Below are 12,933 nucleotides of genomic sequence, written 5' to 3'. Positions count from 1 at the left end.
ATGAAGCAGTTCGAGTTCACGACGCTGAAGCTCTTCCTGGCGGTCGCCGATGGCGGCAGCCTGACGACGGCTGCCGACAAGTGCAACATCGCCATCGCCGCGCTGAGCAAACGGATCTCCGACCTGGAGGCCTCGGCCGGGACGCGCTTCTTCGAACGGCGGGCCCGAGGCATGTCGCTCACGCCGGCCGGTCGGGCGCTGCTGCAGCATGCGCGGGAGATCATCTACGGCGTCGAGCGGATGCAAAGCGACTTGCTGCTTTATTCCCGCGGGATCCACGGACTGCTGCGAATCGCGGCCACCGCATCCGCCGTTGCGGAGTTCCTGCCGCAGGAGCTGCGGTCGTTCTCGGACGCGCACCCCGAGGTGGCCATCGACCTCACGGAAGGCACGAGCCAGAAGGTGGTGGAGGCGGTCCTGGACGGGCGGGCCGACCTGGGGATCTTTCTCGAACCGGTCGCGGGCAACGGGCTGGTCACGTTTCCGTACCGCCGCGACGAGCTCTGCGTCGTCGTGCCGAGAGGACACCACCTCACGGCGCAGGCGCGCGTGCGCTTTGCCGAGACGCTGGTCTACGGCCACATCGGCACCGAGACCCAGAGTTCGTTGAGCCAGAAGCTGATGGCCGAGGGCGGTGTCGACTACCGCGTGCGGATCCGCGTCGGCAGTGTCGATGCGGCCTGCAGGATGGTCCATGCGGGCCTGGGAATCTGTATTGCGCCGCGGCTGATCGTGGAGAACTACAGGGACTGCTTCTCGATCGCGCTGGTCGGGCTCGACGAGCCTTGGGCCGCGCGCCAGATGCTGGTGGGCGCACGCTCGAAGCAGGGGCTCAGCGGCGCGGCGCGCGCCTTCCTGCGGCGCTGCGTCGGCGCTGGCGCGGCGCAGCCGCAACGACACTCGCCGGGCCCGATCGGCAGGGCTGCGACCGCAGAGGTTTCGTGTGCCGCGAAAGACCTGTCGCACGAAGCTAAACACAAGGGCCCACCCCCTTCCTACGATCCAGTCTTTCCCAATGAAGACCCGGAGACAACGCATGAATGAGCAAGCAGACGGCATCGACCCCATTACATTGGAGATATGGTGGAGCCGGCTCGTCGCGATCGTCGACGAAGGCGCGACTGCGCTTCTTCGCACCGCCTTCTCCACGATCGTTCGGGAGTCCAACGACTTTGCCACCGTGCTGACGAACCTGCGCGGGGAGTCGATCGCGGAGTGCAGCGGCGGCATCCCCGCCTTCGCGGGAATCATCCCGCGAACCATTCGGGCCATGCTCGAGAAGTTTCCGCTCGGGACGTGGCGCGAAGGCGACTGCGTCCTCACCAACCATCCCTGGATCGCCACCGGGCACCTGCCGGACATCACGGCGGTGAGCCCGGTGTTCCACCAGGGGCGAATCGTCGGTTTCGCCGGCTGCGCCGCACACTCGCCCGACGTGGGCGGCAACCTGTCGGCCACCTGTCGAGATCTTTTCGAGGAAGGCGTGTGCATTCCGCCGATGCATCTGTATCGGGCTGGCGAACGCAACGAGCCCTTTGTAGAACTGTTCCTGAACAACGTGCGACTGCCGGAGCAGGTGCTCGGCGATCTGGAGGCGCAGTGCACCGCGAACCGGGTCTGCTGCGAACGCGCGGCCGACTTCCTGCACGACAGCGGTGAGCCTGATTTCGAACGACTTTCGGCGGCCGTGCTGGAAAAGGCCGACGCGGCCATGCGCAAGGCCATCGCGGCGATTCCCGACGGCCACTATGTCTCGACCATCGAGGCCGACGGTTTTCCGGGCCATCCGACCCGCATCCACTGCACGATCACCGTTGCAGGCGATCAAATGGTGGTGGACTACGACGGCACTTCCGCGCAGGTCGACAAGGGCACGAACTGCACGATCAACTACACGCGGGCCTACTCGGTCTACCCGATCAAGTGCGCGGTGGATCCGCTCACGCGCAGGAACGAGGGCTCGTACCGGGCCATCGAAGTGCGGGCGCCCGAGCGCAGCATCGTGAACGCGCAATACCCGGCGGCAGTCGCCGCGCGCCACCTGACCGGGCATCTGCTGTCATGCGCGATCTACCAGGCCCTGGGCAAGGGCGTTCCGGAACAGGTCATCGCCGACAGCGGCGGTGCGCCAGCCTTCCGGCTGGGGTTCGCGGGCGTGAACGACGCGGGCGAGCGCTTCGGCCAGATCCTGTTCGCCAGCGGCGGCATGGGCGCATCGTCCAGGCAGGATGGATTGTCCACGACGGCCTTTCCGACCAACTCGGGTGCCGGAAGCATCGAGGCGCTCGAGGCGGTGGTGCCGCTGCTCCTGACCCGGAAGGAGTATCGGCAGGACTCCGGTGGCCCTGGCCGGTTCCGCGGAGGCCTGGGCCAGGAGTGCATCGTCCAGAGCCTTGCCGGGCGAACCGTGATGATGGGGATGCTTGGAGACCGCGAGTCTCATCCCGCGCTGGGGCTGCACGGTGGCATGCCGGGCGCGGTCGCACAGGTCATCCTGCCCGACGGCACCTCTGCAAGTCTCAAGTCCCAGTCCACGCTGATGCCCGGTGGCCGCGTGGTGATCCGGTTTGCCGGCGGGGGAGGGTTCGGGGATCCGGCGCAGCGGGACATCGCCGCGGTGGTGGCAGACGTCGCGGACGGCTTCGTTTCTCTGGAGCAGGTCCGCAAGGTCTATCCGCAGGCCTCCGTGCAGGTGCATGGAGATGCCCGGTGAAGCGCAGCACCCGCATCGGCGTCGACATCGGCGGCACCTTCACCGACTTCGTGCTGCACGACGACTCGCGTGGCGTCACGCGAATCGGCAAGCGCCTGACCACGCCCGATGCGCCGAGCAGGGCCATCGTGGAGGGCATCGAGCGGCTGCTGGCCGAGACGAATACCGGTGCGGCCCAGATCGGCAGCATCGTTCACGGGACCACGCTCATCACCAATACCGTGCTGGAGCGCACGGGCGCGAAGATCGGGCTGCTGTGTACCGAGGGCTTCCGCGACGTCCTGGAAATGGGGCGCGAGAGCCGCTACGACGTCGACGACCTCTTCCTGCCTCCGGTGCCCGTGATCGTTGCACGACGGCTGCGCCGCCCCGTGCGGGGGCGGCTGCTGGCCAGCGGCGTCGAGCATGAACCGCTGAACCTCGACGACGTGGTGCGCGAAGTGCGGTGGCTCGTGGAGACGGAGCGGATCGAAGCGCTGGCGATCGCGTTCATGCACGCGTACCGCAATCCGGACCACGAGCGGCGCGCACTGGAGGCGGTCCGCGCGCTGTATCCGGACCTGCTGGTCACCCTGTCTTCAGAGGTCGCGCCGGAAATCCGCGAGTACGAGCGCACGAACACCGCCTGCGTCAACGCCTACGTCCAGCCTCGCGTGCATGCCTACCTGGGCCGGCTTGCGAGCGACCTGGCAGGCATCGGTTTCGAAGGCGATCTCTACATCATGCTGTCGGGTGGGGGCATCACGACCGTCGAGGACGCCCGCCGCTTCCCGGTGCGCCTCATCGAGTCCGGCCCCGCAGCGGGTGCCATGGCCGCCGCGTTCGTGGCGCGCCAGGTCGGTGAAGACCACATGATCTCCTTCGACATGGGGGGAACCACCGCGAAGATGTGCCTGATCGAGGGCGGCAAGCCCAACCTCAAACATGAGTTCGAAGCCGGTCGCATCCGCAAGTTCAAGCAGGGCTCGGGCTTGCCGTTGAAGCTCACGGTGGTCGATCTGATCGAGATCGGTACCGGTGGCGGGTCCATCGCCGCCGTCGATGCCAATGGGCTCATGAAGGTCGGACCGCGTAGCGCAGGCGCGCAGCCGGGTCCGGTCGCCTACGGGCGGGGCGGCACCGAACCAACGGTCACCGATGCCGATCTGGTGCTCGGCTATCTGAACCCGAAGTTCTTCCTGGGTGGCGAGATGGCGCTGTCGCTGGAAGCCGTCAGGAGGGCGATGCAGGACCGGCTGGGCGACCGTCTCGGCATCGACGCGATGGATGCGGCCCGAGGCATCCAGGCCATCGCCAACGAGACCATGGCCGCGGCAACGCGGATGCACCTCGCCGAGAAGGGCAAGGATCCGCGGGCGCACTCGCTCATGGCGTTTGGCGGCGCAGGCGCCGTGCACGGCTATGCGCTTGCGCGCCTGCTCAAGGTTCCGCGCCTCATCGTGCCGATGGGCGCGGGGGTCATCTCCGCACTCGGATTCCTCGTCGCTGCACCCGCGGTCGACGAGGTGCGCGGCTACCTGACGCGCCTGGATGGCGCCGACTGGCCGGTGGTGAACGCCTTGTTCGCGCGGATGGAAGCCGCGAGCCGGGACCTGCTGGCCAGCGCCGCGCTCGGCAATGGTGAGATCGCCATCCGCCGGCAGGCCGACATGCGCTATGTCGGCCAGGGCTTCGATGTCACCGTGGACCTGCCCGGCGGGCCGCTTGATGCTTCCAAGGTCGGGAAGATCAAGGAGGCATTCAACGCCGCCTACCTGGCCCGCTTTGGCCGAGTGGTCAAGGGCGTGGCCATCGAGGCCGTCAACTGGCGACTGCAGGCGTCGCTGCCGGCGCAGGACATCACCTTGGCCTATTCCTGCGTCCAAGGCGAGGCGCTGCGCGGCGAACGGGAGGTGTACTTCGACGGCTTCGGCTTCAGAAAGGCCAGGGTCTACGACCGCTATGCGCTCGCGCCGGGTGTGCGAATCGCCGGCCCCGCCGTGGTCGAGGAAAGGGAGTCGAGCTGCAGCTTCGGTCCCGACTGCAGCTTCACGGTCGACCGCTTCTTCAACCTGGTCGTCGACATCGACCACGGCGGACGCGCCGCCACGCAGGCAAGGGCCGAACTGAGCATGGAGGACGCCAGGTGAACGATCACGCGATGCGGACCGTGGTGGTCACGCAGAGGTTCTTCGACGACGAGACCATTGCCTACCTGAAGTCGCACCGATGCGAGGTTCGCCTGGCCGAGCTGCCGCCCGGGGAGGCCGACGGCGAGCTCACCGAGGACGCCCTCGTGCAGATGCTCGCGGATGCCGACGGCTGGATCGTCGGCCATGCGCGCGTCACCCGGGCGTTGCTGAGCAAACTGCCCAGGCTGCAGGTCATTGCTCGCCGCGGCGTGGGCCATGAACGGGTCGACACCGCGGCCGTGGCAGACCTCGGCAAGGTGGGCGCGATTGCCGTGGGGGGCAACGACGCCTGCGTCGCCGACCATGCCCTGGCCCTGATGCTGGCCGTCAGCCATCGGCTGCGCGAATCGCAGATGCAGATGAACGCGGGGTCGTGGACCATCCTCACCGGGGCCGATCTCTATCGGAAGACCGTGGGCATCGTCGGGCTCGGCCGCATCGGCCGCGGCGTCGTGCAGCGCCTGCAGGGCTTCGAGGCGCGGATTCTCGCGGTGACGGGAACCCCCGACGAGGCGTGGTCCCGAAAAATGGGCGTCGCGCATGTCGACCTCGACGAGTTGCTGGCCTCGAGCGACGTCGTGAGCCTGCATGCGCCGCTGACGCCCGCAACGCGCATGCTCATCGATGCCGAGGCGCTCGCGCGCATGAAACCCACGGCCATCCTCGTCAACACGGCCCGCGGCGGCCTGGTGGACGACGCCGCGCTGCTCGATGCCCTGAAGGCCGGCCGCATTGCCGGTGCGGGACTGGATGTCTTCCTCAGCGAGTCCGACCCTTCCTGCACGAGCGTGACCAACGAGCTGATCGCATTGCCCAACGTCATTGCGACGCCGCACTCGGGCGCATCCACGCGCGAGGGCCTGCTGCGCACGAACCGGATCGCGGCGCAATGCGTCGTTGCGGTGCTGGAAGGTGGGGCGCCGCCGCCTGCCTGCGTGATCGCCGACGGGCGCCATCGCGCGGGATCGACATGACCCCCGTGCCGCGCCACGCTCCAGAAGACCTCGCAATGAGATTTCCCGAACAACTGACAAGGCCCATGCATGTCTGACCTGCCGCTTGCCCGACGTATCGCGCGATATGCCGTCGAACTTTCTGTGGACGATATCCCTGATCAGGTGAACGCCTGTGTGCGCAGACGTGTCATCGACAGCCTGGCCTGCATCCTGGGGGGCTATGGCGCGGACCCGGTGAAGATCGCCGTGGCGGTGGCATCCCGTACGCCGCAGCCATCCTCCACCGTCTTGGGTACCCGCCTTCGGACGACACCTGAGCTGGCCGCGTTTGCCAACGGCGTCATGGTGCGCTTTCTGGACTACAACGACGGCTACATGGCGCGCGAGCCCGGGCATCCGAGCGACAACATTCCAGCATGCCTGGCGCTGGCGGAGGCCGAAGGATCGACCGGCAGAGAGCTCATCGCGGCCATCGTCGTTGCCTACGAAATCCAGATGAGGCTGCAGGACGCAGCCAGCTTGAACAAGCGCGGCTGGGACCAGGTGAACTACATCAATGTCGCGATGGCCGCGGCGGCTTCCAGGCTGATGAAGCTCGACGAAGCGCAAACCGAGCAGGCGATCAACATCGCAGTCAGCGCGCACATTGCGATGCGCCAGGTGCGGTCGGGATCGCTGTCCGACTGGAAGGGTTGCTCGGCGGCGAACGCCGCGCGAAATGCGATCTTCGCCGCCACGCTCGCGCGCCACGGAATGACGGGGCCGGCTCCGGTGTTCGAGGGCGAGATGGGGTTCTTCAAGCAGGTGACGGGCGAGTTCGAACTCGACGTCGGAAATTTCGGCAGCCGCGAGAACGGACAGTTCGCGATCCTGCGCTCGCTCACCAAGACCTTCCCGACCAACGGGGAACTGCATACCGCGGTATGGGCGGGAATTGACCTGCGACGGAAGATCTCCGACATCGACGCCATTGCCGCAATTCGCATCGAAACCTCGGAGTTCAACGTGCGCGTGCTGGCCGACACGCCCGAGAAGTGGCGGCCCCGGACACGAGAAACCGCCGACCACAGCCTGCCGTACAACGTGGCGCGGGCGCTGCTGGATGGCGATATCACGATCGACTCGTATTCGGCGCACCGGATCGCCGATCCGCGCGCCATTGCGCTCATGGGCAAGACGACGGTCAGCGAGGACGCTGCGCTGACGCAGCTGTTTCCCAAGCACCTCGCGAACCGGGTGACTGTGGTTCTGACATCGGGCGACGAGTTCAGCAGCGAGCGCATCAGCGGCCCTGGATCGTTGGAGACGCCAATGACCGACGACGACTTCGAGCGGAAGTTTCGCCTCATGGCCGCGCCGCACCTCGGCCGAGCCGCCCAGGACCGCGTGCTCGAATTCGTCTCCGACTTGGCGAACCAGACGGCCTACGAGCCGCTGTTCGACGCCATGTCCAGCCAGTCACAGGCCGTCGCCGCGCGGCAGGAGGCATGAGGATGAAGCAGCCCAACGGAAAGAAGAAGTACGGCGGCACGGTGCTGCCACACGCGACATCTGCTGTGAGCGAGCCTCCTGCCCGCGCGTCTCGCCGGGTGGTCATGAGCGTGCTGGCCTTCGCCTTCATGGCCGTCTCGAGCGCAGCGCTTGCACTGGGGCGTCTGCCCGTGGGACCGACAGCGGGTGACATGGACCTCTCACCGTTCTACCGGGCCGCCGGCCTGTTGCCCGATGCACCCGGCGTACTTCTGCGGGAGGAGGCGATGCCGGATCAGCCGGAGATCGACGCCGCCGGTGAAAGCCGGCGCATTCTCCACACGTCCACCGATGCGCGCTGGCAATCAGGCCAAATACCAGTCAGTGGCACGCTCTTCCTGCCCGTCGGAAAGGCGCCGGCCGCAGGCTGGCCCCTCATGGCTTGGGCCCATGGGACGCTCGGCATCGCGGATGCGTGTGCGCCTTCGTGGACCGGATTCCGTCCGCGCGATGCCTCCTACATCAATCGTTGGCTCAAGGCGGGTTTTGCCGTGGTCGTGACGGACTATCAAGGTATGGGCGGCCCAGGCCCACATCCCTATCTCAATTGGCAGGTCGAGGGACGTTCGGTGCTGGATTCCGCCCGGGCGGCCATTGCGGCGCGGCCCGCGCAAATCTCGAACCGGGTCATCATTTCGGGCCAGTCTCAGGGCTCCGGGGCTGCGCTGGGGGCGGCGAGGCTCGCGCGCGACTACGCGCCAGAGTTGAAGGTGCTTGGCGCGGTGGCAACCGGACTTGTCAGCACATTCCCGACGGGGCCGGTTTCACTGCCGACGCGCAACTCGAGCAACATGTTCCTCAGTTTCGCCGCAGGAGGGTTGCGCGACGATGGTCCCCAGATCGACGACATCGTCAGCGACAAGGGCCGCCAGCTCCTCGAGACGGCACGCACCGCTTGTACGGGGGAGGTCATGAAACTCGCCAGGAAGCTGCGTATCGGAGACCTGAGCGAGGCTCTGTCGATCTCCATGGAACGCCTGGGGGAACTTCGCATCCCCGTGACGGACATGCCGATGGGCAACATCGGCGTGCCGCTCTTCGTCGGAACCGGCCTGGCCGATGCAACCATCACTCCCATGCGCCAGTACGCTGCCGTGTCAGCACTGTGCGCGTCCGGCAACGACGTGGTTTGGATTCGCTACGAGGGCCACGGGCATGACGGCGCATTGCACGGGTCATTCGGTGACTCGATGGCCTTTGCGCGCACGGTGATGGCGAAAAAGAAAGTCTCGAGCAACTGCTCGAAGATCGCGCCGCCGGGTCCCCCGGGGGCGCGGCAGGAGGGCCTGATTTTCAATGACGATTGAAGCCATGTCGGTGACATCGTCTGCACTTCTGAGCAACTGCGCTCAAGATCAAGATCCAGGCATCGGGGTCAGTCGCCGCGAACGTTAGGCGTGCTTCGATCTAGGGCATCTGAGCGAATTTCATGGCACAGCTGCAACGCGGGACGCAAGCCCCGCGTACCTGTGCGCGAGCAGCCTGGAGGTTCTCCGTCTCCCGCAGCAAGCTCCGCCAGAAGGCGGTTGCGGGGTTCCTGGGATTTCGGAAAACCGGAAATTCTGATGTGATCGCGATGGCGAGGGCTGTAGTTTCGGAATTCAGTGAATAGCGTTTCAAAGAGCCACGCGCAGCGTGAAAATTCGGAGTATCAGGAACATCTGCTCGGGTAGCCCGAGCCTGTGCGGCTATTTGGTAAATTCCGAAATGAACTCCAGCAGTGTCAAAGTCGAGGCGGTCCGCGCCGCCGACCCGATTGCACCGCCCCCGATTTTGGTGCGCGGGCAGGGCGGCCTTGGGCAGTACGTGCGCCAGGCCAGAAAGCGGCAACAACTTCGCATCGACGACGCGGCGAATCTCTTTGGCGTCTCTGTCGACCTGGTCTCGCGACTTGAGAATGGAGCGGGCTCCGTCAGGCTGGACAAGCTGCAGGCGGTGCTCGATGGGCTTGGTCTTGCTCTTGTGGTCGGACCCAAAAGTGACCTGCAGAGTTTTGTGACCAGGCAGAAGGCGTTAGACGATGAGCGGGTCTGAGGACAATGTGCATCGCTTGCGCGTGACACACGATGGTGGCACCCCGGTCGTTACCAGGGCCATTAAATCCAGCTGTGTGTGGTCGGTCCCGAGAACTCCGTTGTCCCCGACTACCAGCAGAGCCGGGACCGGAAGTTCACTAGCAACGAGTCCAGTGGTGTCGTAGGCATGGGTCGACCGCGGGTCGAGCTCTCGTTCATCGCGGACCTGATGGACCGGATGTGCCGGGTGCCGACGGCTGCCTCGTATGCCGCAGTGCGCTTGCTAGCGACCCTGGCCGGGCGTCGCCTTGGCGGTTCGCATTGAGGGCCGCGCAGTCGCTATCGGTCGCGTTCACGCCCAACTCCATGCCAGGCACGGGTGCGTACGTGACTGGTGCGCCGACTCTGAGTCATCTAAGGCCTTCCCTCAGGGCTTCTCCAGTCCCATGGGAAACGGCCAGTCGGATCCGAAGAGCAGCTTGTCTTCGCCCAGCACCTCCCTGGCCAGGCGTAGGGCCGCAGGGTGGTGGGCAATGCCGTCGGCGTAGAAGCGCCGCGCGGCCTGCAGCGGCGGCTCCACGCCGAGGTCGACGCCCGGCCGCTGGGTGTCGAAACCCTTCTGCAGCCGACCGACCAGGGCGGTGAAGGCGCCGCCCGCATGCGCGAGGCAGAAGCGGATGCGGGGATAGCGCGCGGGGATTCCCGCGAGCACCAGGTGCGAGGCGGCCACGCCGGTTTCGTAGGGGTTGCCGAGCAGGTTCTCCAGGTAGAACTTGGCCAGCCGGGTGTCGGTGCAGGCGCCCGGGTGCAGGAAGGTAAAGACCCCGCGATCGTTCAGCCATTCCCACAGCAGCGCGTAGTGCGCGTCCGAGTACACGATGCCCGGATGCCCGCCCGCGGCCATGGCGACACCGCCAAACGGAGTGTCCTGGTGTTCCTCGATCAGCCGCGCCAGCAGCCCTGGATGTTCGAGCGGCAGGTGCAGCATCGCGGACAGGCGCCCTTCGCTGCGCGCGCAGACCGCGAGTAACTCCTGGTTGACGTAGCGCGCCCACTCGAGCGCCTGGTCCTCGGGCAGGTGCTGGCGGTAGAGCGGCGGCGGAATCGAGACCAGCGCACGCGCGATGGCGTGGGTCCCCATCCACTCGAGTAGGCGCTCGGGCTCGAACAGCGCGCGCACGCCGACGCGGTGACCGTCCAGCTCCAGCGCGGGCTGCTCCGGCAGCCAGCGGACGCCCGGCAGGCCCTCGAGCTGGGCCGCGTTGATGGGCGCCAGGTGCGTGTGAACGTCGAGGTCGGTCATGGGCTCAGCGCGGTTCGAGGTTGGCGTTCATTTCCTTGCCCCAGAATTCGGGCGCCCACTGGGGCCAGATGTAGGGCAGGTCGTTCCAGTCCTTGGACACCCAGGCCTCGCTGATCTTGTCCATGTCGCTGTAGTACTCGATCCAGCTGCCCCAGGGGTCGCGCGTGTAGTGGAAGAGGTTGGAGGCCAGGGCGTGCCGGCCCACGCCGAAGCCTTCCTGGTGGCCGGCCTTGTGCATCTGCAGGCCGCCAAGGCCGACCTCGTCGAGCGAGCCGACGTGGAAGCTGCTGTGCTGGAAGCCGCGGTGGCTGTCCTTGATGAGGCCGAAGCAATGGTGGTCGCGTACCCCCGTGCCGCCCGACATGAAGGAGACCTTGCCCGCGGCGCGGTCGGCGACACGCAGCCCGAGGGCGTCGGCGAAGAAGGCTTCGCTCTTCTCCCAGTCGTCCGTGAACATCAGCAGGTGGCCGAGCTTGCTCGGACGCACCGGCTTGCGCAGGTCCTGCCAGAGGTGCCGGTCGACGCGGGGTTCGGGCGGCGCGGCGGCCGGCGCGGGGGGCTGCAGCGGGGCGCTCGGCACCAGGTTGACCCAGGTGCCCCAGGGGTCCTGGAACCACAGGCCCTCGCGCACGCGGCCGAACGGCGGGGTGAGCGTGCGCACGCTCATGCCGTGCAGGTGCTCCTCGAAGCGCGGCAGGTCCTGCGGCAGGACTGCGAAGGACAGGTGGTGCAGGCGCTTGCTCGCGCCTCCCTGCAGGGCCACTACCTCGGGCGAGGCGGTGGCCGCGAGGCCGGCGTCCGTGTGCATTTGCAGCGCGCCCTGCGCGCGCTTGGCGTTCAGGCCGAACGCGGTGAAGAAATGTTCGGCCACGCCGAGGTCCGGGACCTCCAGGCCGTAGCCGGCCAGGTGCTGAACTCGCAGTATGTTGTCCATGGAAAGTGCTCTTTCAGGTCGAGTAGGTGGAGAGAGCCACCGGGCGCATGGTATTGCGCAGCTCACCGAGGCCGGTGGCGCGCACCACGAGTTCGTCGCCGGCCTTCAGGAAGACGGGCGGCGTTCGCGCGTTGCCGATGCCGCTGGGCGTGCCCGTGAGCAGGATGTCTCCCGCCCTCAGCGTCATGCCGAAGGACAGTTCGCTGATGAGTTGGACCACGCTAAAGGCCATCTGGGCCGCCGAGGCATGCTGCATGCGCGTGCCATTGAGCTCGAGTTCCAGGCTCACCGCCGACAGATCCACTTGGTCGCGCGGCACGATCCACGGCCCCAGGGGCATGGTGCCGTCGATGCTCTTGCCCTTGAGCCACTGGCCGCCGTGGCGGCGCTGCAGGTCGCGCTGCGACACGTCGTTGGCCAGGCAGTAGCCGAACACATGGTCCATGGCCTTGTCCTGCGGGATGCTGCGGCCCGTGCGGCCGATGACGACGACGATCTCGGCCTCGTAGTCCCACTTGGCCGAGAGGGCTGGGTCGAAGGCGATGGCCTGCGTCGGGCCGATCACGGCATCGGGGCCCTTGGTGAAGAAGGTCGGCGCGTCGGGCTTGGGCACGTCCTGGCCCTCACGCTTGCCTTCGCTTTCGTGGAAGTGGTCCCAGTAGTTCCAGCCCGTGCACAGCACGTCGCGGTGGAAGCGCCGGATCGGCGCCAGCACCTCGACCTGTTCCAGCGCGAAGCGTTCGGCCTGGCCGGTGCGGACCCAGGCCTGCACGTTCTTCATCGCATCGTCGCCGCCTTCGATGATGGCGACCAGGTCGCCCAAGTCGGACGGCAGCAGCACGCCCCCCTGCGCGTCCAGCAGGCAGGCGACACGTTCGGCCCCTTGGGCCCGCACAGTTCCCAGCTTCATCGTCATTGCGGGATGACCGCGATGGCGCTGATCTCGATCAGGTAGTCGGGCGACACCATCTTGGCCACTTCGACCATGGTGGAGGCGGGCAGCGGGTTGGCGAAGTACTCGCTGCGCACCTTGTGGATGGCACTGAAGTGCTCGATGTTGCGCACGTAGACGTCCACTCGGCAGATGTCGCTGAGGGTGCCACCCGCGGCCTCGACGGCGGCCTTGAGGTTCTCGCACACCTGGCGGGTCTGCACCGACACATCGCCGATGCCGGTCACGGTGCCGTCCTGGGTGCGCGCGGTCATGCCGGAGATGAAGACCAGGCGGCCCTTGGCCTCGATGGCGGTGGCCTGCGAGAAGTGGCCGTTGGGGGTGGCGAGCAGGGGGGAGGTGATCTGGGTTTTCATGAG

General features: G+C 66.9%; 11 protein-coding genes. 7 read left to right on the top strand and 4 right to left on the bottom strand.

The annotated features are described in order from the left end of the window. The 7 genes from FB547_RS28830 to FB547_RS28800 all read left to right on the top strand — a co-directional run bounded on the left by FB547_RS28830 (nucleotide 1) and on the right by FB547_RS28800 (nucleotide 9,404). Nucleotides 1–1,044 carry a LysR substrate-binding domain-containing protein gene (locus tag FB547_RS28830; protein ID WP_186454279.1) on the top strand — a complete coding sequence of 348 codons (1,044 nt, stop codon included), beginning with the start codon at nucleotides 1–3 and terminating at the stop codon, nucleotides 1,042–1,044. Further along, nucleotides 1,037–2,713 carry a hydantoinase B/oxoprolinase family protein gene (locus FB547_RS28825; RefSeq protein ID WP_145747046.1) on the top strand — a complete coding sequence of 559 codons (1,677 nt, stop codon included), beginning with the start codon at nucleotides 1,037–1,039 and terminating at the stop codon, nucleotides 2,711–2,713. The genes FB547_RS28830 and FB547_RS28825 overlap by 8 nt, the downstream gene beginning before the upstream one ends. Then, nucleotides 2,710–4,842 carry a hydantoinase/oxoprolinase family protein gene (locus FB547_RS28820; protein ID WP_145747045.1) on the top strand — a complete coding sequence of 711 codons (2,133 nt, stop codon included), beginning with the start codon at nucleotides 2,710–2,712 and terminating at the stop codon, nucleotides 4,840–4,842. Before FB547_RS28825 ends, FB547_RS28820 begins: the two co-directional genes overlap by 4 nt. After that, entirely contained in the window at nucleotides 4,839–5,858 is a 1,020-nt protein-coding gene (locus FB547_RS28815; protein WP_222431258.1) for a phosphoglycerate dehydrogenase, read from the top strand. The genes FB547_RS28820 and FB547_RS28815 overlap by 4 nt, the downstream gene beginning before the upstream one ends. 69 nt (nucleotides 5,859–5,927) lie before the next feature. Next, nucleotides 5,928–7,331, top strand: coding sequence for an MmgE/PrpD family protein (locus tag FB547_RS28810; protein ID WP_145747044.1), 1,404 nt, complete (start codon nucleotides 5,928–5,930; stop codon nucleotides 7,329–7,331). 2 nt (nucleotides 7,332–7,333) lie between these two features. Then, the gene (locus FB547_RS28805; RefSeq protein WP_222431256.1) at nucleotides 7,334–8,677 is read left to right on the top strand and encodes a lipase family protein; all 1,344 of its coding nucleotides are present in this window, start codon (nucleotides 7,334–7,336) and stop codon (nucleotides 8,675–8,677) included. Between the two features lie 400 nt (nucleotides 8,678–9,077). After that, nucleotides 9,078–9,404, top strand: coding sequence for a helix-turn-helix domain-containing protein (locus FB547_RS28800; protein WP_145747043.1), 327 nt, complete (start codon nucleotides 9,078–9,080; stop codon nucleotides 9,402–9,404). 408 nt (nucleotides 9,405–9,812) lie between these two features. On the opposite strand, the gene FB547_RS28795 is transcribed toward FB547_RS28800, so the two are convergent. From FB547_RS28795 to FB547_RS28780, 4 genes are read right to left on the bottom strand one after another with little or no spacing between them, the layout of a single operon-like run. Next, nucleotides 9,813–10,688: an amidohydrolase family protein gene (locus FB547_RS28795; RefSeq protein ID WP_145747042.1), complete on the bottom strand. Its 876-nt coding sequence runs from the start codon at nucleotides 10,686–10,688 to the stop codon at nucleotides 9,813–9,815. Between the two features lie 4 nt (nucleotides 10,689–10,692). Then, complete coding sequence (locus FB547_RS28790) at nucleotides 10,693–11,622, bottom strand: VOC family protein (RefSeq protein WP_145747041.1); 930 nt, start codon at nucleotides 11,620–11,622, stop codon at nucleotides 10,693–10,695. Between the two features lie 13 nt (nucleotides 11,623–11,635). Continuing rightward, nucleotides 11,636–12,532: a fumarylacetoacetate hydrolase family protein gene (locus FB547_RS28785; protein WP_261380442.1), complete on the bottom strand. Its 897-nt coding sequence runs from the start codon at nucleotides 12,530–12,532 to the stop codon at nucleotides 11,636–11,638. Between the two features lie 2 nt (nucleotides 12,533–12,534). Next, nucleotides 12,535–12,930: a RidA family protein gene (locus FB547_RS28780; protein ID WP_145747039.1), complete on the bottom strand. Its 396-nt coding sequence runs from the start codon at nucleotides 12,928–12,930 to the stop codon at nucleotides 12,535–12,537. Nucleotides 12,931–12,933: the final 3 nt, after the last annotated feature.

Source organism: Variovorax beijingensis (assembly GCF_007828835.1).
In the GTDB taxonomy this organism is placed as follows: Bacteria; Pseudomonadota; Gammaproteobacteria; order Burkholderiales; family Burkholderiaceae_C; genus Variovorax; species Variovorax beijingensis_A.
This window is presented reverse-complemented; position numbering and strand designations above follow the sequence as displayed.

Excerpts from the sequence above, each read along its gene's own strand:
- FB547_RS28825 (WP_145747046.1), top strand. The coding sequence starts at position 1,037 with ATGAATGAGCAAGCAGACGGCATCGACCCCATTACATTGGAGATATGG.
- FB547_RS28800 (WP_145747043.1), top strand. The coding sequence starts at position 9,078 with ATGAACTCCAGCAGTGTCAAAGTCGAGGCGGTCCGCGCCGCCGACCCG.
- FB547_RS28830 (WP_186454279.1), top strand. The coding sequence starts at position 1 with ATGAAGCAGTTCGAGTTCACGACGCTGAAGCTCTTCCTGGCGGTCGCC.
- FB547_RS28790 (WP_145747041.1), bottom strand. The coding sequence starts at position 11,622 with ATGGACAACATACTGCGAGTTCAGCACCTGGCCGGCTACGGCCTGGAG.
- FB547_RS28805 (WP_222431256.1), top strand. The coding sequence starts at position 7,334 with ATGAAGCAGCCCAACGGAAAGAAGAAGTACGGCGGCACGGTGCTGCCA.
- FB547_RS28795 (WP_145747042.1), bottom strand. The coding sequence starts at position 10,688 with ATGACCGACCTCGACGTTCACACGCACCTGGCGCCCATCAACGCGGCC.
- FB547_RS28810 (WP_145747044.1), top strand. The coding sequence starts at position 5,928 with ATGTCTGACCTGCCGCTTGCCCGACGTATCGCGCGATATGCCGTCGAA.
- FB547_RS28780 (WP_145747039.1), bottom strand. The coding sequence starts at position 12,930 with ATGAAAACCCAGATCACCTCCCCCCTGCTCGCCACCCCCAACGGCCAC.
- FB547_RS28785 (WP_261380442.1), bottom strand. The coding sequence starts at position 12,532 with ATGAAGCTGGGAACTGTGCGGGCCCAAGGGGCCGAACGTGTCGCCTGC.